The 26,996-nt window shown below is 61.4% G+C and carries 18 protein-coding genes and 1 other RNA gene; 4 read left to right on the top strand and 15 right to left on the bottom strand.

Annotated features, from left to right (window positions below; all coding sequences use genetic code 11):
• Positions 1-244 precede the first annotated feature (244 nt).
• Positions 245-2,392, top strand: coding sequence for a Tex family protein (locus tag ACTNB2_RS04620; protein WP_441041424.1), 2,148 nt, complete (start codon positions 245-247; stop codon positions 2,390-2,392).
• A gap of 224 nt (positions 2,393-2,616) precedes the next feature.
• Here ACTNB2_RS04620 and ACTNB2_RS04615 read toward each other — a convergent pair whose 3' ends face one another.
• The 5 genes from ACTNB2_RS04615 to ACTNB2_RS04595 form a co-directional block, all read right to left on the bottom strand.
• Positions 2,617-3,321, bottom strand: a complete 705-nt coding sequence (locus ACTNB2_RS04615) for a transaldolase (protein ID WP_441041423.1) — start codon at positions 3,319-3,321, stop codon at positions 2,617-2,619.
• Positions 3,322-3,645: 324 nt separating this feature from the next.
• Positions 3,646-5,037: a PTS ascorbate transporter subunit IIC gene (locus ACTNB2_RS04610; RefSeq protein ID WP_089573144.1), complete on the bottom strand. Its 1,392-nt coding sequence runs from the start codon at positions 5,035-5,037 to the stop codon at positions 3,646-3,648.
• Positions 5,038-5,109: 72 nt separating this feature from the next.
• Positions 5,110-5,385 (bottom strand): PTS sugar transporter subunit IIB, encoded by a 276-nt coding sequence (locus ACTNB2_RS04605; protein WP_022094539.1) that lies wholly within the window; start codon positions 5,383-5,385, stop codon positions 5,110-5,112.
• Between the two features lie 75 nt (positions 5,386-5,460).
• Positions 5,461-5,907 (bottom strand): PTS sugar transporter subunit IIA, encoded by a 447-nt coding sequence (locus ACTNB2_RS04600; RefSeq protein ID WP_154517874.1) that lies wholly within the window; start codon positions 5,905-5,907, stop codon positions 5,461-5,463.
• 9 nt (positions 5,908-5,916) lie between these two features.
• The gene (locus tag ACTNB2_RS04595) at positions 5,917-6,627 is read right to left on the bottom strand and encodes a transaldolase (protein ID WP_117564350.1); all 711 of its coding nucleotides are present in this window, start codon (positions 6,625-6,627) and stop codon (positions 5,917-5,919) included.
• A 348-nt stretch (positions 6,628-6,975) separates the two neighbouring features.
• Here ACTNB2_RS04595 and ACTNB2_RS04590 point away from each other — a divergent pair, with 348 nt between their 5' ends.
• Positions 6,976-7,767, top strand: coding sequence for a DeoR/GlpR family DNA-binding transcription regulator (locus ACTNB2_RS04590; RefSeq protein ID WP_320677128.1), 792 nt, complete (start codon positions 6,976-6,978; stop codon positions 7,765-7,767).
• Between the two features lie 41 nt (positions 7,768-7,808).
• On the opposite strand, the gene ACTNB2_RS04585 is transcribed toward ACTNB2_RS04590, so the two are convergent.
• Positions 7,809-8,639 carry an HAD-IIB family hydrolase gene (locus tag ACTNB2_RS04585; protein ID WP_441044901.1) on the bottom strand — a complete coding sequence of 277 codons (831 nt, stop codon included), beginning with the start codon at positions 8,637-8,639 and terminating at the stop codon, positions 7,809-7,811.
• A gap of 75 nt (positions 8,640-8,714) precedes the next feature.
• Here ACTNB2_RS04585 and rlmKL point away from each other — a divergent pair, with 75 nt between their 5' ends.
• A complete protein-coding gene (gene rlmKL, locus ACTNB2_RS04580; RefSeq protein ID WP_441041420.1) occupies positions 8,715-11,282 on the top strand; it encodes a bifunctional 23S rRNA (guanine(2069)-N(7))-methyltransferase RlmK/23S rRNA (guanine(2445)-N(2))-methyltransferase RlmL in 2,568 nt (855 codons plus the stop codon).
• A gap of 95 nt (positions 11,283-11,377) precedes the next feature.
• On the opposite strand, the gene ACTNB2_RS04575 is transcribed toward rlmKL, so the two are convergent.
• From ACTNB2_RS04575 to ACTNB2_RS04560, 4 genes are all read right to left on the bottom strand, one after another.
• Positions 11,378-12,091 (bottom strand): response regulator, encoded by a 714-nt coding sequence (locus tag ACTNB2_RS04575; protein WP_370450656.1) that lies wholly within the window; start codon positions 12,089-12,091, stop codon positions 11,378-11,380.
• 4 nt (positions 12,092-12,095) lie between these two features.
• Complete coding sequence (locus ACTNB2_RS04570) at positions 12,096-13,721, bottom strand: sensor histidine kinase (protein WP_441041418.1); 1,626 nt, start codon at positions 13,719-13,721, stop codon at positions 12,096-12,098.
• 188 nt (positions 13,722-13,909) lie between these two features.
• Positions 13,910-15,937 (bottom strand): KUP/HAK/KT family potassium transporter, encoded by a 2,028-nt coding sequence (locus ACTNB2_RS04565; RefSeq protein WP_441041416.1) that lies wholly within the window; start codon positions 15,935-15,937, stop codon positions 13,910-13,912.
• Between the two features lie 158 nt (positions 15,938-16,095).
• A complete protein-coding gene (locus tag ACTNB2_RS04560) occupies positions 16,096-16,965 on the bottom strand; it encodes a nitroreductase family protein (RefSeq protein ID WP_441041415.1) in 870 nt (289 codons plus the stop codon).
• A 213-nt stretch (positions 16,966-17,178) separates the two neighbouring features.
• On the opposite strand from ACTNB2_RS04560, the gene ACTNB2_RS04555 reads away from it, so the two are divergent.
• Complete coding sequence (locus ACTNB2_RS04555) at positions 17,179-19,479, top strand: LTA synthase family protein (protein ID WP_441041413.1); 2,301 nt, start codon at positions 17,179-17,181, stop codon at positions 19,477-19,479.
• Between the two features lie 691 nt (positions 19,480-20,170).
• Here ACTNB2_RS04555 and bilS read toward each other — a convergent pair.
• From bilS to tadA, 5 genes are all read right to left on the bottom strand, one after another.
• A complete protein-coding gene (bilS, locus tag ACTNB2_RS04550) occupies positions 20,171-20,722 on the bottom strand; it encodes a flavodoxin family protein BilS (RefSeq protein ID WP_441041411.1) in 552 nt (183 codons plus the stop codon).
• Between the two features lie 111 nt (positions 20,723-20,833).
• Positions 20,834-22,693: an ABC transporter ATP-binding protein gene (locus ACTNB2_RS04545; protein ID WP_441041409.1), complete on the bottom strand. Its 1,860-nt coding sequence runs from the start codon at positions 22,691-22,693 to the stop codon at positions 20,834-20,836.
• Positions 22,694-24,577 carry an ABC transporter ATP-binding protein gene (locus ACTNB2_RS04540; protein ID WP_441041407.1) on the bottom strand — a complete coding sequence of 628 codons (1,884 nt, stop codon included), beginning with the start codon at positions 24,575-24,577 and terminating at the stop codon, positions 22,694-22,696.
• Positions 24,578-24,918: 341 nt separating this feature from the next.
• Positions 24,919-25,014, bottom strand: an RNA gene (ffs, locus tag ACTNB2_RS04535) — signal recognition particle sRNA small type.
• 176 nt (positions 25,015-25,190) lie between these two features.
• On the bottom strand, positions 25,191-26,972 hold the full coding sequence (gene tadA / locus ACTNB2_RS04530; protein ID WP_441041405.1) for a tRNA adenosine(34) deaminase TadA: 1,782 nt from the start codon (positions 26,970-26,972) through the stop codon (positions 25,191-25,193).
• Positions 26,973-26,996: the final 24 nt, after the last annotated feature.

Here is a 26,996-nt window from a genome sequence, read left to right as displayed (position 1 = left end):
AGCAAACACCCCCGTCTCCCTCGGGGAGCGCCTGCGCACACGGTCTTTTCTCGCAGCCTGAAAAAAGTGGTGAGGCCCTGGCCGTTTGGCCAGGGCCTCGTTTTGTAAGGAGGGACTCCACCGTCTCCCGTCCGCAGTCCCGTAGCTAAAAAAGCCCCGTCCCAAAAAGACTGCTTTGGCAGAACGTCGGGTGGTATCCTTGGTAGCCCTGTGCTGCAAACGCACCTTAAACGCAAGGAGTCCCATGGATCTTATCGCCCAGCTTGCCCACGAGCTCAACCTTAAGGCCGCCAACATCGAGGCAGCCGTCAAGCTCATCGACGAGGGCAACACCATCCCCTTTATTTCGCGCTACCGCAAGGAAGCCACGGGCGGCATGGACGACGTCGCCCTGCGCGCACTCGACGAGCGCCTGTCCTACCTGCGCAATCTTGAGCAGCGTAAAGAGGACGTCATCCTGCTCATCGACGCCCAGGGCAAACTCACGCCCGAACTCGAGCAGCAGATTCGCGAGGCCACGCAGCTCCAGCGTGTCGAGGACCTCTACAAGCCCTACCGCAAAAAGCGCATGACTCGCGCGCAGAAGGCCCGCGAGGCAGGCCTTGAGCCGCTCGCCAACATGATCATCATGCAGGCCTCGGCCAAGGGCAGCGCACTCGACGCCGCCGCGGCATACGTCAACGAGGAGGCCGGCTTCGACACGCCCGAAAAGGCGCTTGCCGGCGCGGCGGACATCGTGGCCGAGACGGTGGCCGAGGACCCCGAGAACGTCGCCGACCTGCGCGCCTTTACGCAGAACACCGCCGACATCGTCGTCGAGGCCACCGACCCCACCGAGAAGACTCCCTACGAGCCGTACTACAGCTATGACGAGCCGCTGCGCCGTATACCCAACCACCGCGTGCTGGCTATCGACCGCGGTGAGCGCGAGGGCAAACTCCGCGTGCGCGTGAACGTCGACGGCACTGCCGCCACGGCACGCCTCGGTAGCCGTTGGCCCCGACGCCAGGGCGTGTTCGCACCCGTCTTTGATGCCGCCATCGCCGACGGTTACAAGCGCCTCATGGCCCCCTCACTGGAGCGCGAGGCCCGCGCCAAGCTCACCGTCCGCGCGCAGACCGAGGCCATCAACGTCTTTGCCAAGAATCTCGAGGGCCTGCTCTCGGCACGCCCCGTGCGCGGCGCCCGTGTGCTCGCACTCGATCCGGGCTACCGTACCGGCTGCAAGGTCGCCGTCATGGACGAGACCGGCAAGCTACTCGACCACGGCGTGGTCTACCCCACCAAGCCGCGCCACGACGTTGCCGGCACCAAGCGCGAGCTCGCCCGCCTCGTCAAGAAGGACGGCGTCAACACCATTGTCATCGGCAACGGCACCGCCAGCCGCGAGACCGAAGAAGTCGTCTCGGAGTTCATCGCCGAGCAGGCGCCTGGACTGCGATACACCATCGTCAACGAGGCCGGCGCATCGGTGTACTCCGCCTCCGAGCTCGCCAGTCAGGAATATCCCGACCTGGACGTCACCGTGCGTGGCGCCATGAGCCTGGGCCGCCGCCTGCAAGACCCGCTGGCAGAGCTCGTCAAGATTCCGCCCCAGTCCATCGGCGTTGGCCAGTACCAGCACGACCTTGACCAGGCCGAGCTTTCGCGCACCCTGGGACATGTGGTGGAGGACGTCGTCAACCGCGTGGGCGTCGACGTAAACACCGCAAGTGCGAGCCTGCTGGGATACGTATCGGGCATCACGCCGAGCGTAGCCAAAAACATCGTGGCCTACCGCGAGGAGAACGGCGCCTTTACCGATCGCCGCCAGCTCAAGAAGGTCCCCAAGCTGGGACCCAAGGCATATCTCAACGCCGCGGGCTTCCTGCGCATCAGCGGCGGTAAGAAGCCGCTCGATGCGACGAGCGTCCACCCCGAAAGCTACGAGGTGGCCACGGCCGTCCTGGAGCGTGCGGGTGTGGCGGCAAGCGAGCTCAGCCGCGGCGGCGTGCCCGACATCGAGCGACGCATCGGCAGCATCTCGGCGCTGGCAAGCGACCTGGACTGCGGCACCCTCACGCTCATCGACATCGTCAACGAGCTCAAGAAGCCCGGCCGGGACCCGCGCGACGACGCGCCCGAGGTGGTCTTTAGCCGCTCAGCACTTTCCATCGACGACCTGGAACCCGGCATGGAGCTCAAGGGCACGGTGCGCAACGTTGTGGACTTTGGCGCCTTCGTCGACGTGGGTGTGCACCAGGACGGCCTCGTGCATATCTCCAAGCTGGCCAACCGCTTTGTCAAGCACCCCAGCGACGTGGTGCGCGTCGGCGACACGGTCAAGGTGTGGGTCGAAAAGGTCGATCGCGACCGCAAGAAGATCTCGCTCACCATGGTGCAGGGCAAATAGCCGCCAAAGCGGACGTCCCCCTCTTCGCGGCGTGCAAAATTGCGAGTATTCAGCATCTCCCGATAGCCCCGCGGCGCTTCAGAGGGCCATAAAAGCAAAAACGGCCCCCGTTTTGGCGTTTTAGGGCCAAAACGGGGGCCGTTCCGCGCTTCAACCAGCTGGTAAAAGTCTTTACCATGCTGAAAACTCGCGATTTTGCACGTCGCTGCAGGGGGTACCCTTGCTTAGGGCAGAATATGGAAACCCAAAGCGGCGATATCCTTGGCAAAACCGCGCACGGTATCGAGCGAGACCTCGTACGGGTCACGGCCGATGTTCTTGCGCTTGGCCAGGATGCTATTTGGCACCGTGATAATCTGGCAACCGCAGGCCTCGGCCTGGTAAATGTTGATGAGCTCGCGCGTGGACGCCCACAGGACCTCGCAGTTGGGCTTGGCGGCGGCCTTCTTGACCGACTCCGTCATAAACGGAATGGGATCGACGCCGGTATCGGCGATGCGGCCGGCAAAAAGCGAGATGATGGACGGCGTCTCGGCGTCAACGGCCTCGACCATCTCATCGACCTGCGTAGGCGTAAAGATAGTGGTGACGTTGACCTTGATGCCATCGGCCGAAAGCTTGCGGACCAGCTCGGAGGTGGACTCGCCCTTGGTGGTCACGCACGGAATCTTGACGTAGACGTTCTCGGCCCAGGTAGCAATCTCGCGCGCCTCGACCTCCATGGTCTCGACGTCGTCGGCAAAGACCTCAAACGAGACGGACACATCGGTGATGTGGGCCAGAACCTCCTTGGCAAACGCGCGGTAATCCGTCACGCCACCCTTCTTCATAAGGGACGGGTTGGTCGTGAAACCCTGAACGTTGCCGTTCTCGTACATGTCGAGCATGCCCTCGAGGTTTGCACCGTCAGCGAACACCTTGATTGCCATCTGCCTGATTCCTTTCGTTTGCATACGGCCGATAAACTGCTAAACACTTTACCTACGTTTATCAAGGCGTAAGCTGCGGTTTTTTATCTTCTCGGCGAACGGTTTTGCAGATTTACCATTTTTATATCGACATTCCAGCGGCAAAACGTTTTTGCCAATCATCGCGGTTGATTCCATTGGCGACTCAGAGACAGCGCTTCACCGGCGCGTTTTCACAACCGCTCCAAAACAAAAAGCGGTGACGCCTCATTTGAGACGTCACCGCTTCCGTGTAGGAGCCGGTTATCGGAGCTCCGCCCGATTAGGGCCTAACGTATGCCTAGATTACTCTTCCTCAACGTGGTTGATCACAGCACCCTTGGTGTGGATGAAGTTGGGGACGAAGGCGACGACCAAAAGGACAGCGAGAATCGCGTAGACACCGGTGGTACCGAAGGCCTCGGCAGCGCGGCCGAGCGTAATACCAATGACGGAGAAGTCGAAGTCGCCAAACGTAGTGTTCTTGAAGCCAAAGACGTCAAGAACGGGCAGGAGCAGGGCCGGGGCAAAGGTGATGAGCAGGCCGTTGACGAAAGCGCCAAGAGCTGCACCCTTGCGACCGCCCGTGGCATTGCCGTAGATACCGGCGGTAGCACCGCAGAAGAAGTGGGGAACCATGCCCGGGATGATGAAGATGCCCAGGGTAGCGCCCACGATGAACATACCGACAACGCCACCGATAAAGGAAGCGACAAAGCCGAGGATGACGGCGGTGGGAGCATAAGGGAAGAAGACGGCGCAGTCGACGGCGGGGATGGCACCGGGGATCAGCTTGTTGGAGATGCCCTGGAAAGCCGGGACCAGGTCGGCGAGAATCATACGGACGCCGTTGTAGACGATAGTGACACCGACGGCGAAGGACAGGGCACAAGTCAGGGCATAGACGATCACATTGTCGCCGCCAGCGGTCTTGGTAACGACCGCAGGGTCTGCGATGTAAGCGGCAAAAGCGGTAACCAGGTAGAAGAAGGCCATGGTAAGAGCCGTGGAGATGGTGGTGTCGCGCAGGAAGGCAAACTTCTCGGGAACCTCGATCTTCTCGGTGCTGTTCTCCTCGGCGTCCTTAGCAAAAAGCGTACCGACTGCAGCGGAGATGTAATAGGCGAGTGAACCGAAGTGGCCCATGGCGATTTCATCGCCATCGGTAACCTTCTCGGTGAAACGCTGACCAACGGCGGGAAGCATAGCACTCACGAGGCCCAGGAACATGCCGCCCACGATGACAAGCTGGACATCCTGGAAGCCAGATGCCTGCAGAACGGCAGACAGCAGGCAAGCCATAAACATGCTGTGATGGCCCGTCAGGAAGATGTACTTAAACTTGGTAAAGCGGGCAATGATAATGTTTACGACGTAGCCGAGAATCAGGATCATCATGGTCTGAACGCCAAGGACGCTCTGAGCCATCGAAACGACGACCTCGTTGTTAGGCACGACGCCGGTGATGTGGAAACCGGTCTCGATGAAGGTACCCAGCGGGGCAAGGTTCTCCTGAACAACAGCGGCGCCGGCAGACAGCATGATGTAACCAAGAATGGGCTTCAGGGTTCCCGTCATCACCTTGTGGGCAGGGCGCTTGAGCGCAACAAGGCCCACAAAGGCAAACAGACCCATGATCCACGCTGGCTTGGTCAGAATCGATTGGATAAACTCAAGTATGGGAAGGATGGCTTGCATCTGCGCTTCCTTTCTCTCTAACGTGGGCGCGTTTCCCTCTTCCACAGGGAACCGCCCTTTTTTTATGCCGCTTTAGGCGTTAGCAGCGGCCGCCTTGATTGCCTCAAGGGCGTCTTCGCGGATCTTCTTCTTGTTCACATAGCTGCGAACGATCACAACGTTGCCGTGGAGCTCGGGGGCGAGCTCCTTAACGGTGATGAACAGATCCGGATTTGCGGAAGAAGCACCGTTCAGGTCCATAGACTCAACGTCGGCCTTGATGCCCTCCTCCTCGCAAAGCTCCTCGACTTTGCCAGCGAGCATCAGGCTAGACCCGATGCCGTTTCCGCATACGGTGATGATATGCATGGCAACCTTCCTCTCCTACACGTGACGGTTTTCCGTCTATCCAAAAGCGGCGACGCATCGCCGTGCCATTAAGGCCTAAAAGAATGAACGCATGGTCTCCAAAACCTGCTCGGGCGTATCGCATGCGCTGAGCTTGGCAACGCAGTCCTCGTCCTCGAACATCTGCGAAAGCTCCGCCAAGCAGCCAAGATGAGCCTTGGGGTCGGGTGCGCAAATACCCACGAGCACGTGAACCGGATCGAAATCCTCATGTCCAAATGCAACGGCAGGGTCAAGCGTGACAATGCAGATGCCGGCCTCGCTCACATTGCCATCGGCCTGAGCGTGAGGCATGGCAATGCCCTCTTCCAAGACCATATAGGGACCGAATTTGTGAACCGACGAAATCATGGCGTCAACATAGCTCTGGTCGCATTTGCCGGCGTCAACGAGCAGCTTACCGCACGCCTTGATCGCTTCCTCCCAATCGGAGGCCTCGACGTGGCAGGCAACAAGCTCGGGCTTAAGAAGATCGGTCAGCATGCTCGCCCCCTACTCCTCGGGCAGGATATGGAAACCAAGTGCCTGAATGTCGCGGGCGAAGCCCTTGACCGTATCAAGCGAGTACTCGAGTAAATCTTTTCCGAAATTCTTGCGCTTGGCAAGAAGGGCATTGGGAACCGTAATGATCTGGCAGCCAACGGACTCCGCCTGGAAGATATTGAGGACCTCGCGCGTAGACGCCCAAAGAACCTCGGCAGCAGGCTTGACGGCAGCCTTCTTTACGGACTCCGCCATGAGGGGCAGCGGATCGACGCCGGTATCGGCAATGCGACCGGCAAAGATGGACAGAATAGAGGGGGTCTCGGCAGAGACGGCATCGACAAACTCGTCGACCTGCTCGGGCGTGAAGATGGTAGTGACATTCACCTTGATACCGTCGGCAGAAAGGCGCTTGACCAGCGCGGCGGTGGACTCGCCCTTGGTGTTGAGTGCCGGGATCTTAACGTAGACGTTGTCTGCCCAGGTTGCAATCTCGCGGGCCTCGGCTTCCATACCCGCCTCGTCGTCGGCAAATACCTCAAAAGAGACCGACACATCGGTGATGTGCTCAAGAACCGTCTTGGCAAAAGCGCGGTAGTCAGTCACGCCACCGGCCTTCATAAGGGAAGGATTGGTCGTGAAACCCTGAACGTTACCATTGTCATGCATGTCAAGCATGCCTTCGAGGTTAGCGCCGTCGGCAAACACCTTGATCGCCATGTTCGGTCCTTTCTCATCTAGCACTATTGCTATCGAAAGCCTTCTTCTTTGTTTCAAAAGCTTTTCGGTTTTCTTTTATAAACCATTTCAAAAGCTATCGAAAGCTCAATTGTCATCTTTCCGTGAACGGTCGAATATCGGGTGTGAACGTACTTCTTTTGGTCGGCACCTTCAGAACAAGACCCTCTACACGCTATTTAAGTGCAAACTATCTGCTACGCATGCATTTGGGACATGCCATTCCGTTCATTTGATTCATTCGATTTTGCCTTGTCCTTTTCATATCGATACGTTATATTTCGATTACGAAAGGCGTATCTTTTGCCTTTCGTTCAAAAGGAGCGGCATATGGCATCTACTTCAGACCTTTCACCGGCCGAGCGTCAGCGATTTATTATGAACTGGCTGGCCGAAAAGCCAAATATCTCGGTATCCGACATCGTTCGCCGTTTTTCGGTTTCGGAAGTCACCGCACGACACGACCTCGTCTCGCTGGAATCCGAAGGCAAGCTGCGTCGCGTACGCGGCGGAGCGGTATCGCTTTCTCGCTCCAACGCAATCTCGTATCCCGAGGAGCGTATCAATGTCCAAGTCGAGGCCAAAGAGGCCATCGCCGCAACCGCGGCAACTCTTGTTGATGATGGCGATGTTCTGGTAATTGATATCGGCACCACAGGCTTTTACTTCGCTAAGGCCCTCATGGACAAGCGTGAGATCACCATTATCACCGGCGATCTTGCAATCGCGAACTATGCCAGCTTTAATCTCCCCAATGCTTCGGTAGTGCTGCTGGGCGGCTCCGTGCGCAAGGGCCACCTCTATCTCGCGGGCGCACTAACGCTCGACTGCATGAGCAAACTCCATGCCGACAAGGCGTTTGTCAGTGCCGACGGATTCCACCCCGACCACGGTTTTACCGTCGAGCACGACTTCTCAGCCATGATCAAGCATATGTACCTGACCAACTCAAACCAGAGTTACATGATGGTTGACCAGGGAAAGTTCAACAAGACCAGTTTTTATCAGTCCGCGCAGATCGATGACCTCGATGGCATCATCGTTGATGGAGACGACGAGGGCATCATGACGGCGGCGATCGAGAACAGTCGCAGCCATCCCAAGCTCTATATTGCAAAATAGCTCAAATGGCCGGGTCGCCCCCCTGCGGGCGACCCGGCCATTTATTCAATCAACCCAAAGTGGCGCATCGCTGTGACGGTGCCGTCGTGTGCGACATCGTCGGTCACGTAGTCGGCGACCGCCTTGACCTCGGGCATGGCGTTGCCCATGGCGACAGCCGTCTCGACCGAAGCGAGCATGCCCAGGTCGTTGCCCGAATCGCCGAAGCCAAAGGTGCGCGCATTTCCTTCGCGGCCCAGATACGCCAGCGCTCGCGCCACGCCCACGCCCTTGTCAATACCCTTGGGGCTCAGCTCGCGATTCTGGCCACCGGTGTTGCACAGCTCAAACTCGCAATCGATAAAGCCGTCATCATTGGCTACGCGAGCCAAACTGGGCACACTGAGGCATACCTTGCCCACGCGCAGACTGCCGTCGACGCGCATTTCCTCGGTGCTGTGCACCACAGAAGTGCCGATCAGAGACGACTGCTCAACGCCCACAGGCTCCAGGGCAAAAGTAGCCACGTTGGTCTCGAAAAAGGCCTCAATCCCTGCCGCGGCCATACGGCGCGCAAGCTCCTCGATAACGTCCTCGTCAAAGCAGTCCTCGTGTACCACGCGTCCCTCGACTTCGAGCGTGGCACCTGCCATGGACACGACGCCCGCGGGGTCGAGCGCACGCAGGCTATCGGCGATAAGCCACAGGGGGCGACCCGTGCAGATAAATGCCTTGTGCCCTGCATCGCGCAGTGCACGGAACGCCTCAACCACCGTCTGCGAGGGGCGAACCGCCGAAAAGTCCTTATCGGTCATATCGTCGGGATCGAACGACGTCAGCGTGCCGTCCACGTCAAAAAAGAGCACGGCGGAATCGGGGCACGCATCAATCATATGGGTTCCTTTCGAGGATAAGGGCAAACGAAGCATCCATCATATAATGGAGCGACGCAACCAGAGAGGTCACCCATGGAATTTTACGCAAGCTGCCCCGAGGGCTTTGAGTCCGCACTCGCCGATGAGCTTAAACGCCTCGGGCTTTCGCATGTCCGCCGGCTGAAGGGCCGCGCTACGTTTGAGGGCGAGCTCGAAGAAGGCTACCGCGCCTGTCTGTGGTCGCGCCTGGCGAGCCGCGTGTTCGTGGTTCTTGGGCGCTTTGAGGCGCAGGATGCCGACGAGCTGTACGATAGCGTTTACGACATCGCCTGGGAGAACATCATCCGCCCCGGCGCAACCATCGCCATCACCGCCCGCGGCGTGACCGAGCAGCTGCGCAACACACGCTTCTCTGCCTTGCGCGCCAAGGACGCATTGTGCGACCGTCTGGCCGAGACCACGGGCCGTCGTGCCGATGTCGATGCCGCCGACCCCGATGTTCACCTGCTGCTTTCGCTGCGTCAGCGCCGCGCGAGCATCAGCCTGGACCTTTCGGGCGACCCGCTGTTCAAGCGCCTGCCGCCCGCAGCGACCCGCGCCGGCGAGGGCGCGCACGTGCTGCGCCCCGACTACGCCGCCCTGGTGCTGGCGCAGGTCGGTTGGACCGCGCTGTGCGAGCGCGAGCTGACGGCCGATGATTACGAGAACGAAGCCCTGCCCACGCTGATCGACGCCTCGTGCGCCGGCGGCGGCCTGCTGCTGGAAGCCGTGAACATTCTGACCGACCGCGCCCCGGGCGCTGCACGCGAGCGCTGGGGCTTTGAGGGCTGGCAGCCGCACGACGCCGCCCTGTGGGAGCAGCTGCTTGCCGAGGCACGCGAGCGCGAGGCGGCGGCGCGCGAGCGCCAGGCGCGCATCGTCGCCGTGGACATTGACCCCGCTGCCCGCAAGACTGCCGAGCGCATGGTCAAGTGCGCCGGCTACAAGCGTTTTGTCGACTTTTGCGCTGCCAAGCCAGCCACCGTGCTGGACCATGCAGGCGCTGTCGCCGGTGCCGCCGTGGTCGCAGACACCACCGAGACCCCGCTTTCGCTCATGCACGACGCCATGACGCTGGTCGGCGAGCTGCGCCGCGCGCCCGAGCTTGCCGCGGCGCCGGTCGCCGCGCTCACCCGCGATGGATTGCTGGCCCGCTCGCTCCACGCCGAGCCCGAGCGCTCGATCGCCGTCATGCCCAACAACGAGGAGGCGACCGTCGAAGTCTGGCCGTCGCTCGACCACGCCGCCGCAGCGTTTGAGGCTGCGACCAGCGCAGATGCCGAGGCCGAGGTTGCGGATACCAACGAAGTCAACGACAAAGCCGCCAGCACCCCCATGCCCGAACCTGCCGCCACACTCGACCTGGGCGACGGCAAGCCGCTGCCCGTGCTCATCCCCGAGTCCGAGCAGTTCGCCAACCGCTTGCGCAAGAACGCCCGTCTGCGTCGCAAGTGGGCAAAGCGCGAGGGCGTGAGCTGCTACCGCGTCTACGATGCCGACCTGCCCGATTACTCCGCCGCCATCGACCTGTACGAGGGCTGCCCACAGACGCCGGGCCGCTGGCTCGTCATCGCCGAATACGCCGCGCCCAAGACCATCGATCCCGCGCTTGCCCAGGCCCGCATGCTCGACATTCTGGCCATCGCGCCGCGCATCCTAGATGTTCCCGCCGAGCACGTGCACGCCAAAGCCCGCATGCGTTCGCGCGGCGGCTCGCAGTACGGCAAGCAGGGCGCCGGCAAGGGCGGCTCGGGCGAGCGCGCCAATATCGCACGCCGTCGTCTGCCGCTCATCGAGGAGGGCGGCCTTACCTTTGCCGTCAACTTTGACGACTACCTGGACGTCGGCATCTTCTTGGATCACCGCGTCACCCGCAACCTGGTGCGCGAGCACGCCAAGCAGGCGCGGCGCTTTCTCAACCTGTTCGCCTATACCGGCACCGCTACCTGCTATGCGGCAGACGGCGGCGTCGAGGAAACTGTGACGGTCGACCTCTCCAACACCTACCTGGACTGGGCCGAGCGCAATATGCGCCAGAACGGCTTTGTTGGTCCACAGCATCATTTTGTGCGCGACGACGTGCTTGCCTGGATTCGCGTCCAGCGCCAGACGCGCAACCGCTGGGACCTGATCTTTGTCGATCCGCCCACGTTTTCGAACTCATCAAAGATGGGCCGCCGCACCTGGGACGTCCAGCGCGACCATGTTGAGCTTTTGGCCGGCGTATCGCGCCTGCTCGCACAGGGCGGCCACGCCATCTTTAGCTGCAACCTGCGCGGCTTCCGCCCCGAGACGCGCAAGCTCGCGCGCGCGGGCATCGTGCTAGAGGACATTACGGCGCAGACCATCCCCGAGGACTTTGCGCGCAACCAGAAGGTGCACCATTGCTATATCGTGCGCCGCCTGCCCATCGAGGACGCCATGGCCGAAGTCGGCTTTAGCGCCGAGGAGATTGCAGAGCGAACCGAAGAGCTGCGCAACCCCGAGGCCCGCAAGCCCCGCGCAACGGCGCCCGCGCACGCGCAGGCCGGAGACCGAGGGTCGCGCGGCGACGGCAAGCCTGCCTGCGCCGGCAAGCCCAAAAAGAAGAAGTTCTACGCCAGCAAGCCCAAGGGCAGATAAACAAAGTTGCGGTGGAATACGGACTGTTTTGCCTGGAATTAGGCAAATTTAGACCGTATTTCACCGCAACTCATATTGGGATGGTGGTTGGCGATCTAGCCCTGGGTGACCAGGCGATAGCCGATACCCACGTGCGTCTGGATATAGCGCGGATGCGCCGGATCGGACTCGATCTTCTTGCGCAACGTGCCCATAAAGACACGCAGGCTCGCCAGGTCGCTCTTAGTTGCCGTGCCCCAAATCTCGTGCAGGATAAACTGGTGCGTCAGCACCTTGTCGGCGTTGTGCGCCAGCAGGCACAAGAGCTTGTACTCGATCGGCGTCAGATGCAGCTCCTCGCCATCCATCGTGGCGATGCCGGCATCAAAATCGATATGCAGCTCACCGGTATCGAACGAGCCCTCGGAGGCAACGCCGCCCGTTTGCGCATACGAAAGGCGCCTGAGCGTCGTGCGAATGCGCGCGAGCAGCTCCTCGACCGAAAACGGCTTGGTCAGGTAGTCGTCGGCACCGGCATCGAGTGCGCGAATCTTGTCCGCATCCTCGCTGCGCGCCGAGACCACAATGATCGGCATGCCCGACCATGCGCGCACCGACTCCACCACCTTGACGCCGTCCATATCGGGCAGGCCCAGATCGAGCAGCACAATGCTCGGTGCCTGCGATGAGGCGGCGGCGATGGCGGCATGGGCGGTCTCCACGGCCATATGGCGCAAGCCGTGCGCCTCGAGCGCGGCAACGATAAGATTGCGGACGGCGGGGTCGTCCTCAACGACCAAGATGAGCGGTTTCATGGCAGAGTTCGACACAGCGTTACTCCTTATCAAACGAAACGTCGGCGGCGGGAAGCCCAATCGTAAAGACCGAGCCGTGCGGGTCCGCCGCGGCAACCTCTATGCTACCGCCATGCGCCAACATAATGGATCGACAGAGCGAAAGTCCCAAGCCCACGCTGCGATGGCTATCAGCCAAGCCATGGTTGACAGTGTAGAACGATTCAAAGATCCGGCCCTGCTCCTCGGGCGCAATACCGGGACCGTCATCGGCGACGGAACATGCCACCTGTCCATCGTTCGCCATAATCGAGATCACGATATGCGAGCCCGACGGCGTATAGGCAATAGCGTTGTTCACCAGGTTCACCACCAGCTGCACCATCAGGCGTGCATCGACGTTGACGAGCGCCGGCTCGTCGCACGGCACCACCTTAAGATCGCGCTCGCGTACAGCCGGATTCACGTGGCGCAGCGCCTCCTCGACGATATCGTCCATGAGCTCGAGCGTGGTCGACAGATGCATGCCGCCGCCCTCGAGCTTTGTGATGGCGAGCAAATTCTCGACGGTGGCGTTGAGCCATTGCGCATCCGAACGAATGGAAAGGAGCATGCCGCGGCGCGTCTGGCTATCGAGCACGGCCGTGCCGGTCGAACCCTGGTCGAGTAGCACGTCGGCATTGCCCGAAATGCTGGTAAGCGGCGTGCGCAGATCGTGCGAGATGGAGCGCAGCAGATTGGCGCGCAGCTGTTCGTTTTTGGCGAGCACCGCCGCCTCCTCGCGGGCCTCCATGGCGCGGGCGCGATCGAGTGCCAGCTCGCCTTCGCTCACGATGGCGTCGGCAAGTGTCCGTTCCTCGTGCGTCAGCACGTCGGGCTCGGCAACGATAGCCAGCACGCCCACCACCGAGGCGGGGTCGCCCGAGCGCACGAAGCTGTCGCCTGCGCAAACCGTCAGGTAGACGCCATAAAACGCCGAGCCGCCATAGGTGGCATCGAGCGGCGTTCCCACATAGGCGGACGCCGAGAGCCGCGGCGGCATCTGGGGCGTCAGCTGGTGCACCGGCGCGGCGTCACCCACGGCCGTGTACGTCGCACGCGGCAGCAAGTCATCATCGTCGGCGTCGGCGCTGTACCACACGACCGGACAGCCCGAAAGACGCGCCAGCTGCGTTGCCATGGCATGCACAATCTGCTGCTGATCGGAACACCGCTGCAGCATGCGGTTGGTCTCGAGCACCATATGCGTGCGACGGTCGCTGGCGGCAGCCTGTGCCAAGGCGCGGCGCAGGGCCAACGCAATCGAGCTCGACACAAGCGAGACCACAAACATGATGAAGAACATGCCGGGATAGACGCGGTCGATAAACGATAGCGAGCAGCGCGGGTCGACAAACAAGAAGTTGTAGAGCGCTACGGCGGCAGCCGAGCTCAGCAAACAATACAGGCGGCTCCAGGTAAAGAATGCGCACAGCTGCACAGAGAACACATAGACGATCATGATGCTCGGCGCGAGACCAGGATGGTCGAGCAGCGCACCCACAATCGTCGCCGCGACCAGCAGCCCCGCCGATACGCAGGCGTCATACAGAGGGCTGCGACGTGTCAGCGTTGTGCGCCGCCACCAAAAGCTATCGGCAATATCGCCGTCCGCACGGACGTCCATCGGCACCCCGCCCCTCTCTTAAAAACAAAAACCACCACAGAGGGGACAGCACCTTTGTGGTGGTTTCCCTTGTGGTGGTTCCAAGTGTATAGCCTTTGCAGTCTGCGGTCGTTAGACAAACAGCACGTGCGCGAGCAGGGCACACACTCTTGTCCATCGAAGGCCAACTCCATGCAACCTGTCGGCGACTACGGGCGCTCGTTGGGGGCCAGGCGCTGCATCTTGTTCACAGCCTTGAACTTGGTGAACAGCGGCACATACTCAAAGCTCACGTTGGAGTTCTCCAGGCCATACCAGCGCGCCGGCGTACCGGCAAAGCGACGGATGATGTACTTGAGCGTGATGGCCGTGCGCTCGCTCGGCTCCACGTCACTCTCGGGCGCCAGGAGCTTGCGGATCATGACGAACTTAAACGTACCGATGTTGCCCGGATCCTTGTAGACCGAGTAGTCATGCACCTGCGGCGGCAGCTCGCCAGTGGCGGCCAGATCCTGAACAACCTGGCGCAGGTAGGCGTTCACGCGCTGGTTAACCTTGTAGCCCAGGTACAGATGCACGCGGAAAACATAGTCGGTGCCAAACGTCTCGACCGAATAGGCAAAGGTATGCGGTTCATCCATGGTCTCGACGTTCACGAACCACCAGGCGCGGGCGCGCTTGGGATGCTTGTCCAGAATCGAGTAGACGATATCGCGGTCGATGTAGTCGGTATTGGTGTCCTTGGTCAGGTACACGATGTTGTCGCTCATAAGCTCATAGCGATCGTCGTCGCGCAGGCGCTTGAGCTGCGGCAGATAGCTGCGCAGCGGCAGCAGCGTAAACTGACGCCGCTCGACCGCCGTGCCGTTGTACCAGCACAGCATAACGCCCATGATGAGCATGGCCATAAGAATAGTGAAATAGCCACCGTGGAAAAATTTGGTGAGCGAACTCACAAAGAAGAAGCCCTCGAGCATAAGGAAGAACACAACGAAGATATACGGGACGACCTTAAGGCCGCGATCAACATGCAAGTAGAAGAAGAGCAGCAGCGTCGTGCACATCATGGTCAGGGTAATCGCCAAGCCGTAGGCGGCCTCCATGTGCGCCGAGCTCTGGAACAGCAGCACCACGATGACGCAGCCCACAAGCATGACGTTGTTGACCATGGGAATATAGAGCTGGCCCTTGGTCTCGGCAGGATAGAAGACCTGCATATGCGGCATGAGGTCCAGGCGGCTGGCCTCGGACACCAGCGAGAAAGCGCCGGTGATGAGCGCCTGCGAGGCAATGATGGCCGCGACGGTGGAAAGGCCGACGGCAAAGGGACGCAGGCCCGGGGTAAGCATCTGGTAGAAGGGGTTGAGGTCGGCGATACCCATGAGCTCCGGGTTGCCGGCGTTGTTGATAAGCCACGCGCCCTGGCCCATGTAGGACAGCAGCAAGCAGCACTTAACGAACGGCCAGGTTGCGTAGATGTTGCCACGGCCCACGTGGCCCATGTCGGAGTAGAGCGCCTCGGCACCGGTGGTGGCGAGGAAGCAGCTGCCCAGAATCATGATGCCCGCATGGTTGTTGGGGCTCAACAAAAAGGCGATGCCGCGCACCGGGTTGAGGCACAGCAGCACGGCGGGGTGCTGGAAGACAAAGAACAGACCCGTGCCGCCCAGGAACAGGAACCACAGCGTCATGATGGGGCCAAAGGCGTGGCCGATCTTGGCCGTGCCGATGCGCTGCACCAAGAAGAGCGCAATGATGATGGCAAGTGTGATGGCCACGACGCGGGCCTGATCGTCGCCCAGCACGGCATGGACTGCCGGAATGGTGCGCAGGCCCTCGATAGCCGTAGTCACGGTAACGGCAGGCGTGAGGATGCCATCGGCGAGCAGCGCCGCGCCGCCCAGCATGGCGGGGATGATGAGCCATTTGCCGCAGCGCTTAACCAAGCTGTACAGAGCAAAGATGCCACCCTCGCCATGGTTGTCGGCGCGCAGCGAGATGAGCACGTACTTGACGGTCGTCAGCAGCGTGACCGTCCATACGACGAGCGAGAGCGCGCCGAGCACGAACTCCTCCGTGACGCTTCCGATGCCGCCGTTGCCGGCAACGAGCGCCTTGGTTACATACATGGGGCTGGTGCCGATATCGCCATACACCACGCCCAGCGTAACGAGCATCGCCGAGATGCTCACAGGAATCGCAGCGTGCGAGGCTGCCTCCTTGGCCTTTTGTTCCATAAGCCGGTTTCCTCCCAACTTTAACGTTCGAGGGGATTATAGATAATCACCCCATGTTTTAATGCAGTGTTTTCCCAGCTAGATAAACATTTATACGGCCTTTAGGCCACCGCGGCGATATGGAATGTGACAAAGGGACTGTCCCTTTGTCACATTCGTCATTTTCCGAGCCAGTTTTTGAACCACCACTCCATGGATCGGCTCATCTCGGCCATAAAGGGGCTCGTGTGCTTGCGGGTGTAGATATCCACGACGCGCTCCCCCACCTCGCGGGCATGCGGACGGAACATCGTGTCCATCTCGGCCACCTGCGCATCCATGGTCGCGGCATCGGCGCGGCGATAGCGCTCCTCGTGCACCAGGTTCACCACGGGATGCGCAATCGCCGGGCGCTCCTTGCGGGGCGTGCCGATGATGAGCATCGACAGCGGCATGGTATGGGGCGGCAAGTCCAGCAGCGCAGCAACTTCCTCGGCGTTCTCGACGACATCGCCGATATAGCAGCTCCCCAGCCCCAGGGCCTCGGCGGCGACCACGGCGTTTTGGGCAGCGATCACGGCATCCTGTGCCGCGATGGCAAAGTCGCCTAAACCCGGCGCACGGCGGGGCGCCTTGCCCGTGCGCTCGACAAACTCGGGCTCAAAGCAACCCACGTGCTCAAACAGATCGATCCACTTGGCATAGTCGACCACAAATATAAGTGCCCAGGGCGCCCTGGCGATCATGGGCTGGTGGTCGCACAGGTCGGCCAGGCGATCGAGCGTTGTCTGCTCGCGGATACTCACGATGGAATACATCATCATGGCGCCTGCCGACGGCGCGCGGCTCGCCGCATGCAGAATCGCCGCCCGCTGCTCGTCGGTCACCGCTACGGGACGGTCGTTGTCATCGCGCGCAAAAGCGCGCGTGGACGAACGGTGCTCCAAAATGTCCAGCACCGCGTTGCCCGTGGTCTCGACCGGATAGCCGCCCGCGCCCATGCCAGCGCCCACGTCGCCCGCACTCGTCATACAAACCTGCTCGTTCATCGCCTTAACCTCGCCATTTCTTTAAGAAGCCTTTACGTTTCCGTGTAATTCCCGTCCATTATCGCGCAGGTCGCCACTACATTGCGCCACACCGCCACACATGCGCGCTAATATGGCTGGTTGTTGTGCGCAGCCACCAATCGCAGCGCATATCTTGGTAACAATCGGGTAAACCCCCGCTTTCGTAGTTTTAAGTTTGTGAGGAGTCTCAGCATGTTCGCAGCCGCCATCTCGCTCGTCGGTCTTGCGGCGACCGTCTTCCTTGTCTTGCGCGAGGCCAAAGCCATTCGCGCGCAGTCGGGCACCGTTGCCAAGGGCGCTCTTGGATGGAGCGTCGCCTTCGGTCTGTTCCAGGTCTTTTTGACCATTTGGGGCGCCATGGGCCTCGTCGCCCAAAACGAGCCGCTCGCCTTTGTGATGCTCATCCTGACCAACGCCATCCTCACCGGCTGCGCCTGGGCCAGCATCGCACGCGACCGCATCGCCCCGCGCGTCTTTGCGTTCGCCGCGCCCGACGCCCCCGCCCCCACCGGCAAGCTCGCCCGTCTGCGCGGCGCCTTTGTGGGCAAACCGCTCGTCGCCGCCGTGCTGTGCCTGCTGCTCGCCGGCGTCTTTGCGCTGCTGGGCATGGAGGTCTCGTCCAACCACGACTTAACCTGGGTCTACCCCCTGTGCATACTGCTCGAGTGGGCCATCATCACCACGCTCATGGTCGGCCTGTTCTTCCTGTTCCAGCGCCGCGGCGCAGCTCCCGCCGCCCTGGCCTTCGCCCTCTTTATCCTGGGCATTGCCGAGTTCTTCGTCATCACGTTTAAATCCATGCCCATCCAGCCGGGCGACCTTTCGGCCATCTCCACCGCCGCCGCGGTCGCCGGCAACGGCTACACCTACTCGATCTCGCTGTTCTGCGTGCTGTCCATGGGCTTTACCGCCATCGCCATGCTGCTATGCGAGTACGCCGGCCTGGTAGCACCGCACCGTCAGAAGGGTGCCGCCAACGCCAAGCGCATGCTGCTCACCAACCTGCTCGTGGCGGTGCTGTGCCTGGGCGGCGTGACCGCGCATGTCACGCTTATCGACTACTACAACACCCTCGGCATCACCGTCTACACCTGGCGCCCGCTCGAGAGCTACTGGCGCGAGGGTTATCTGCCTGCCTTTATTAGTGCGGCACAGTCCATCAAGCCGCCCAAACCCGCCAACTACTCCGCCGACGACGCCAAGGCAACGCTCAAAAAGTATGCCAAGGCCTATGACAAGTCCGATGCCGCCACAAGCGACGCCCGTACCGCCGCCCAAGAGCAGTTCGATAGCGAGAAGCCCACGGTCATCGCCATTATGAACGAGACCTTCTCGGATCTTTCGATCTATCAGGAGATGCACGCCGGCTACGAGGGCCCGCAGTACTTTAAGAACCTGTCCGACTGCCTCAGCCGCGGCAAGCTCTACGTGAGTGCCTACGGCGGCGGCACCGCCAATACCGAGTTTGAGTTTATGACCGGCAACTCCATGGCCAACCTGGGCTCGGGCGTGTACCCCTACACCATCTACAACATGGAAACGACCGGGAACCTGGCAGAGCAGTTCAAGTCGCTCGGATATTCCACGACGGCCATGCACCCCAACCACGCAACCAACTGGAACCGCGAGAACGTCTACAAGGACTTTGGCTTTGACCAGTTCCTGTCTATCAACGACTTCCAGGGAGCCGACACCTTGCGCGGCATGGTGACCGACCAGGCAACCTACGACAAAATCCTTGAGCTGCTCAACCAGAACGCCGACCCGCAGTTCATCTTTGACGTGACCATGCAGAACCACTCGGGCTACGATACGGGCCTGCTGCCGGCAGATAAGCAGATGCACCTGAACATCGACACGACCGATCTGGACGCCAAGACCATCGAGGACGGCACACTCTCCGATGTCGACGAGTACGTCTCGTGCATCGAGCAGTCCGACCAGGCGCTGCGCTACTTCCTCGATGCCCTGCGCAATCTCGACCGCAAGGTGGTCGTGGTGTTCTGGGGCGACCACCAGCCGTTCTTCCCGTCCAAGTTCAACGATAAGTGGTTTACCGGCGAGGACGACGCTACGCATCAGGAGCGCCTGTGGCAGACCGACTACATCATCTGGGCCAACTACGACGTTGCCGGCTGCGACCAGGCGAGCGAGGTCGACGACCTGTCCACCAACTACCTGTCCACCCAGCTGATGCAGCTGATCGGCGCACCACTGACCGACTACCAGAAAGCGCACATGACGCTGCGCAAGTCGCTGCCCGCCATCAACTCGGTGGGCTACGAGGACGCTAGCCTGCGCTGGGCGCTCTCCTCCAACGTCACCGGCGAAGACGCCGTCGCCGCGGCGGCCACCAAGGCGCGCGAGGATTACGCCAAGATGCAGTACTACGAGATGTTCCGCGACGGCAAGAACGTGTACACCGAGCACCTCCAGACCGAGGCCAACGAGACCGACCCCAACCTGGCGCCGGGTACGACCAAGATCAAGTAGCGGCGCGTCTTACCTGGTTCGTCTGCCCGGCGGCGCGGAACGTAAGGTTCCCTGCTCGGACAGTCCTGCTCGGACAGTCCTGCTCGCACGGAGAGCACATTGAGTGCTCTCCGGCTCGTGCGGAACTCGCGATGAACCTTACGTTCTGCGTCGCCGGGCAGACGCCTCGGTGTTGAAGCGCGGCTTGTCATGGGGGCATCTGCAACATATATAAGATGAAGGCCACGTCATGTGGCCTTTTTTGCATCCGGAAACCGTGTCCCGGAATCTGCCTTCGGAATGGGACGCAGTTTCCGCTTGAGGGCCTGTTGGGAAAGCGCATCCCACTTCAAGAGTAAATTCCGGATCGCACTTTCCGCTAAGGCTCTCAACCGGAAAGTGCATCCCATTCCAAGCCTTAATTCCGGGACACAGTTTCCGGACAAGGCGTAAAGCGGAAAGTGTATCCCAGTCTGAGCGCCGATTCTGGGACACACTTTCCGAAACCCTGCCCATCTGGAAAGCCCGTCCCACGCTCAATACATCCAGCAGACGCATTGAGCGTGTCTTCCAGGACGGCCTCGTCATCGGGGTGATGGAAAATGTCGCCCCACACGCTTGCCACGGTTGCTCCCGCGAGTGTCAAGAAAAAGCCTCGAGAATTTCGGGGCTTACGCTTCTGTATTATTTCGCACGCACGACGGCGATAGATCTACTCGCCCAGCACGGCCTTCTTGGCGGCTGCCGCCATGTTGTCCAGATCTTCCTTGGTCGGATGGTCCTTCGCGGCAACCCAGTTGTCGAGCAGCATCTTAGCGCGGGCGTTGTCGGAATCTTGCTCGAGCATGGCCTCGTAGCGCTGCTTGACCGCAGGGCCCATCTTGCCCTGGCACATCGCCCAACCTACAAGCTCGGCATCATTGGCCAAATTGGAGGTCACGCGATCGATAATCTGCTGATAATAGCTCTGGTCGGCGCCAAAACCGCAGGTGCCAAACAAGAAGACGCGCTTGCCGTGCAAGGTGGAGAGCAACGCCGCGACCGAAGGCGTGCACGCGCCCTTGTCACACCAAAAACCGACGAGCACCGTGTCGGCCGCGCAGGCGCCCTGCGCCTCGAGCGCAACCTGATCTGCATCCGCATCGTCGCTCAACGCCGCGGCATGGACAAACTCAACACCCGCAGCCTGCAGAGCGCGCTTGATCGCGCCCGAAACCATCCTGGTATTACCGCTCTTGCTGTTAACCACCAAAGAGCACGTCATAGTCACGTTGCCTCGTTTCCCCCAAAACTAAAGCCACTAATGCAATTTATTAGATGAATATCTTAGTACCAACGTGACAGATGTAAACCACCTGCCGCTAATCGGTGGCCCCTACTGGGCAAACTGGCTGCGGTAAAGATCGGCATAGAAGCCGTCTGCCGCCAGCAGCTCGTCGTGTGTGCCGCGCTCGATAATCTCGCCGTCGCGCATCACCAGAATGCAGTCGGCGTTGCGAATGGTGCTCAGGCGGTGCGCCACCACAAAGCTTGTGCGACCGGCCATGAGCTCGTCGAATGCCGCCTGTACCTGCAGCTCGGTGCGGGTATCGATGCTCGAGGTCGCCTCGTCCAGCAGCAAGATCGCCGGGTCGGTGAGCATGACGCGCGCGATGCACAGCAGCTGTTTTTGACCCTGGCTAAACGTGCCGCCGTCCTCGCCAATCACCGTGTTGTAGCCCTGCGGCAGCTGCACGATAAACTTGTGCGCATGCGCGCGCTTGGCAGCTTCGATAACCTGCTCGCGCGTGGCATCGGGACAGCCGTAGGCTATGTTATCTGCCACCGTGCCCTCGAACAGCCACGTATCCTGCAACACCATGCCAAAGGCACGGCGCAGGCTTGCGCGCGTGTAGTCACGCGAGGAACGGCCATCGACCGCAATGCGGCCGGCATCGATATCATAGAAACGCAGCAGCAAATTGATGAGCGTTGTCTTGCCACAGCCCGTAGGGCCGACCAGGGCAAAGCGCATGCCGGGCTTGGCCTCGATGCAGATATCCTGCAGCAGCTTGCGGTCGGACACGTAGCTAAAGTCCACATGCTCAAAGGCGACCTCGCCCTGCGGTGCGGCAAGCTCTACAGCGTCCGACGCGTCGGGCTCCTGCTCGCGCGCATCGAGCAGCGCAAACATGCGGCGCGCCGAGGCATACGCCGCCTGGATCTGCGTAATAACGTTGGTGACCTCGTTGAACGGCTTGGTGTACTGGTTAGCATAGGACAGAAAGATCTGCACGCCGCCCACCGTAAGCGCCGCGGGCACGCCCGTGATCACGCCCGCGCAGCCGATCACAGCGACCACGGCATAGATGATGTTATTGATAAAGCGCGTGCCGGGGTTGGAGAGCGAACCCATAAACTGCGCGCGCTCGCCCGCGGTGTAGAGCTCGGCATTGAGGGCATCGAAGCTCGCTTGCGCGTTGGAGCCATAGGCAAAGGCGTCGACAAGCTTCTGCTCGCCCACGTACTCCTCGATATGACCGCCGAGCTGGCCTTGGATGCGCTGCTGTGCCGTAAAGCTCTTGTTGGAGAGCTTGGCAATAGCACCGGCTGCAAAAATGGAAAGCGGCGTGACGAGCACCACCACGAGCGTCATGGTCAGGTTGATGGAAAGCATAAACGCGAGCGTGCCCACGATGGTGATAACGCCGGTGAAAAGCTGGGTAAAGCCCTGCAGCAGGCCATCGCCCACCTGATCGACGTCGTTAACCACGCGGCTCATGAGGTCGCCGTGGGCGTGGCTGTCGATAAAGCTGAGCGGCATGCGGCTGAGCTTGTCGCTCGCCTCCACGCGCATGTCGCGCACCGTCTCGTAGGACAGGCGGTTGACGCAGTAGCCCTGCAGCCACTGGAAAGCCGCAGCACCTACGACGACAATCGCGAGCTTGGTGACAAGCGGCAGCAGCGCATCGAAGTCCACCTGCCCGGCGGCGACGATCAGGTCGATGCCCTCGCCGACGAGGATGGGCGTGTAGAGCTGCAAGATCACCGAAGCGGCGGCACTCACAAACGACGCTACAAACGAAATGCGGTGCGGACGAACATAGCCCAGCAGGCGGCGAGTTACCGCGCCCACGGGATAGCGCTCGGGATCGCCGGGCTGACGCGGGCCGTCACCCAAGTCACTGAGGTTATCGTTGCCGGACACGTTGGCCGTCATCGTGGCGACCGAACCGGAGGAAGTGTAGGGATTCATTTAGCAGCCCTCCTTTGCGCAGACGGATGCGGGGGCGGTCGGGGCGCCTGGGACGGGCGCGGGGCTTGGAGCGGGCGTGGGCGCCGTACTCCCCTGCTGACCCTCGAGCTCCTCGCGGCGAAGCTGCGACTGGCAAATCTCTCGGTAGAGCTGGCAGCTTGCATACAGCTCATCGTGCGTGCCCAGGCCCGCGACCGAGCCATGGTCGAGTACGCAAATCACGTCGGCGTCGCGCACGGTCGAGACGCGCTGGCTCACGATGATGGTCGTCAGCGGCAGCCCGCCCTCGGCGGCACCGCGCACGCTGCGCTCGCGAATGGCACGGCGAAGCGCCGCATCGGTCTTAAAGTCGAGCGCCGAGGCGGAGTCATCCATAATCAGAACCTGCGGAGAGCCCACCAGGGCACGTGCGATGGTCAGGCGCTGGCGCTGGCCACCGCTAAAGTTCTTGCCGCCCGCCTCGACCGGGGCATCTAAGCCCTGCGGCTTGTTGCGTACGAACTCGCTGGCCTGCGCCATATCGAGCGCCGCCCACAGCTCCTCGTCGGTTGCCGCCTCGTCGCGCCAGGTCAGGTTGCTGCGGATGGTGCCGCTCACCAGCGACGCGCGCTGCGGAACGGTCGCGACCACACGGCGCAGCTGGTCGAGCGGCCAGGTGCGCACGTCGGCACCCATCACGCTCACGCTGCCGGTGCTCGCATCGTACAGGCGTGGGATAAGCGAGACGAGTGTGGACTTGCCGCTGCCCGTGCCGCCGATAATGCCGAGCGTTTTGCCCGCCGGCAGCTCCAGGGTCACATCGTTGACGGCGTTGGCAGCGCCCGCGCCAAACGAAAAGCTCGCATGGCTCAAGCTCAGCGCGGGGACTGGAGCCGAGCCACCCGCCAGTTCGCTCGGCTTGGGCAGCGCGACCGGCTGGTTGCCCTCGTCGGTGATGCTCGGCTCACAATTGAACACCTCGTTGATGCGCGACGCGCTGGCGCTCGCCTTGGTAAAGACCACGACCAGGTTGGCGACGTACACGATGGAGGTGAGCGTCTGCGTCATGTAGTTCACAAACGCCATAACCTGGCCCTGCGTAAGCTCGCCCACGTTGACCTGGATGCCGCCCACCCACAGGATGGCGCACACGCCCAGGTTCATCATCAAAAACGTGACGGGGTTAAGGATCGACGAGAGCTTGCCCACCGCGATGGCAACATGCGCCTGCTCATCGGCGGCTAGGGCAAAGCGCTCGCGCTCGTGATCCTCGCGTACAAAGGCGCGGACCACGCGGGCGCCCGAAAGCCCCTCGCGGCAAATGAGTGCGATGCGGTCGAGCTTTGCCTGCAGCTGCTTGTAGTACGGAATGCAGCGCGCCATGACAAACCAAAACACCAAGCCGATGGCGGGCGTGCAAATCAAAAAGATCACGCCGAGCTTAAGGTCGATGGCAAGGGCCGCGCACATAGAGCCCACCGCCAAGAAGGGCCAGCGAATGAGCATGCGCACGCCCAGCGCCACGGCAAGCTGCACCTGGTTGACATCGTTGGTGATGCGCGTGATGAGCGACGGCGTGCCAAAGCGATCGAGTTCGGCATAGCTCAGCTTATTGATGTGCTGGTAGAGTGCGCCGCGGATGTCGGTGCCCATGCCCTGCGAGGTGAGCGCCGCCATCTTTTGGCAGACGAGCGTAAACGAGATGCCGATCACAGCCATGGCGGCGAGCACCATACCGTAGTGGACGACGGCGTTGACATCGCGTGCGCCAATACCCTTATCGATCATCTGGGCAATCACGAGCGGCGTAAGCAGGTCAAAAATCACTTCGATCAACTTACACGCAGGGCCAATCACCATATACCGGAGAAACTTACCACCAAAACGCCTGAGCAGCTCAATCATAGAAGGCGCTCCCTATCATCATCTCTCTTCAATCTGATTCATGATAGTACGGCGAGCCCTGGAGATGCGTAAGCAACTCGTTACAGATGTAAGGGCGACGGTCACTAGCGCCCAAGGCATGTAGCAGCCGATGTTTTGGCAACGCCAGCGAGCGGCACTAAGCACGGGATTCAATTCTTCAGATAAATGCGCCCTCTACGGGTGATTTTTGGACGAAGCGGTCCCGGTGCCGGCGGGCTGTTTGGTAGTCGAGCGATCCCGCAGGCAAAGCCGAGGACCAGCGAGACACCAAACAGCCCGCCGGCACCGGGACCGCTTCGCGGCACCAAAAAGCGCCCGTGCGCTCGATGGATTCGGATGCCCGACAGAGGCTCCTTATGGCTGCTTCCTTCCGGACCTGACCAGATTCGGAACATGTCGTCATCCGAACCCATCGAGCGCGCTTGGCGCTCGGTATATCTTACCCGCTCCTGCCCGATGGGGCAAGGTAGCTAATTTGGAACGGGGCCAAAAAGACTACTTTTGAGTTGCGGTGGAATAGTTCCTGTTTTACGGCCAAAGCCAAAAACAGGAACTATTCCACCGCAACTTATTGAGACTTGCCTGGATAAACTTAAATACGGCCGAGGTCGTAGGCTCGAGCGGCTGCCTCGCCGGCACAGATGAGGTTGGTTGTGGCTTCCTGGGGGTCGAGCGCTTGGTCAAGGGGCATGGGTCTGCGGCAGACCGGCAGAACCAAGTCGATACCCTGTCCATACACCGCATCCAGGTTGTCGGCACGACCGCCCACGACGGCGACCACCGGCTTGCTATATCGCTTCGCACGACGGGCCACGCCCACCGGCGCCTTACCGGCGGCGGATTGCTCGTCCATATTGCCCTCGCCCGTTATGACCAGGTCGGCATCGCGCACGCACTCGTCAAACCCAATCAAATCGAGCACCGTCTCCACGCCCGAGCGCAGCTCCGCACCGAGCGCCAGCAGCGCGGCACCCAAGCCACCCGCCGCGCCCGCGCCGGGCACGCCGAGCACCGAGCCAAATGCCCGTGCGCCCTCGGGTGTGCGCAACAACCCCTGAGCCCGCGCCCTAGCAATCGCCGCATCGAGCAGGCGGCCATAGCCGACCATCCAGCCGTCGTACCCGCGCAGCGCCTCGACGTCACCCGTCGGCAGGCCTTTCTGCCCGCCAAACACCGTCAGGGCGCCTCGGCGCCCCACGAGCGGATTCTCAACATCGGAAAGCACCACGATACGCACGCCATTCAGCGCCCGAAGCGCTGGCGCCAAATCGATACTCACCACGTGCTCGAGACCCGCAAGACCGGGGGCGATATTGCAGCCACACTCATCGACAAGATGCGCGCCCAGCGCCTGCAGCATACCGGCGCCGCCATCGTTGGTAGCGCTGCCGCCCAAGCCAATATAGATAGTCTTTGCCCCAGCACGGACCGCGCGAAGCATGAGCTCGCCCACGCCATAGGTCGAAGCCGCAAGCGCCGCCGATTCCGTGCAGGGCGAATACCCAATACCCGCCGCCTCGGCCATCTCAACTACAGCCGACTCGTGCTCGCCGTCCACCAGCATCCGTGCAGACACGCGGTCGCCCAAGGGGGCTGCAACCTCGCAGGTCACAAGCTCGCCACCGCAGGCGGCAACGGCGTCGAGCGTTCCCTCGCCACCATCTGCCAGCGGCAAAGCGCTCAGCTCGGCATCGGGCCACACCTGGCACACGCCTTCGGCAACGGCCGCCTCCGCCTGCGCGCTCGAAACGCTGCCCTTAAAGGAATCGATCGCCAACAGCACACGGCGGGGCCGGCGCTGCACAGGACCAAAGTTGAGCGTCACGTCGGCGAGATCCCCAACACCCGCAAGTGCCTCGGCATGGACGGCATGCGCCTCAAGGCTTAGACCGCAGCCGCACGCGGCGCCATCCACACCGCGCAAACCGGCAAAATAGCTGCTCAGTACCCTGCGACACTCGTCTGCCAGCACGCCGGCGGTCACATTAAACCGATGGTTCAGGCGCGAATCGGCATTGAGGTCATACAGCGAGCCCACCGCTCCCGCCTTGGCATCGGCCGCACCATACACGCAACGCCCCACGCGCGCGTTAACCATAAGCCCCGCACACATGCAGCAGGGTTCGAGCGTCACGTAGACCGTACAATCGGAAAGGCGCCAACGCCCAAGCGTCTGAGCGGCGGCGCACAGGGCCAAAAACTCGGCATGTGCCGAAGGGTCCTGGTCGAGCTCACGGCGATTATGCGCCCTCGCGACAATCTCACCCGCACGCACCACCACAGCACCAATCGGCACCTCGCCCACTGTCGCAGCGGCGCGCGCCTCCGCCAGCGCCTCGCGCATGAACTTCTCGTCGATTTCGGTGATCGTCATCGTTCGCCTTCCCTGTTGCAAATT

The organism is Collinsella sp. HCP28S3_G2, assembly GCF_052065125.1.
Lineage (GTDB): Bacteria > Actinomycetota > Coriobacteriia > Coriobacteriales > Coriobacteriaceae > Collinsella.
The sequence above is the reverse complement of the archived record's forward strand: the minus strand, read 5'-3'. Positions and strand labels throughout refer to the sequence as shown.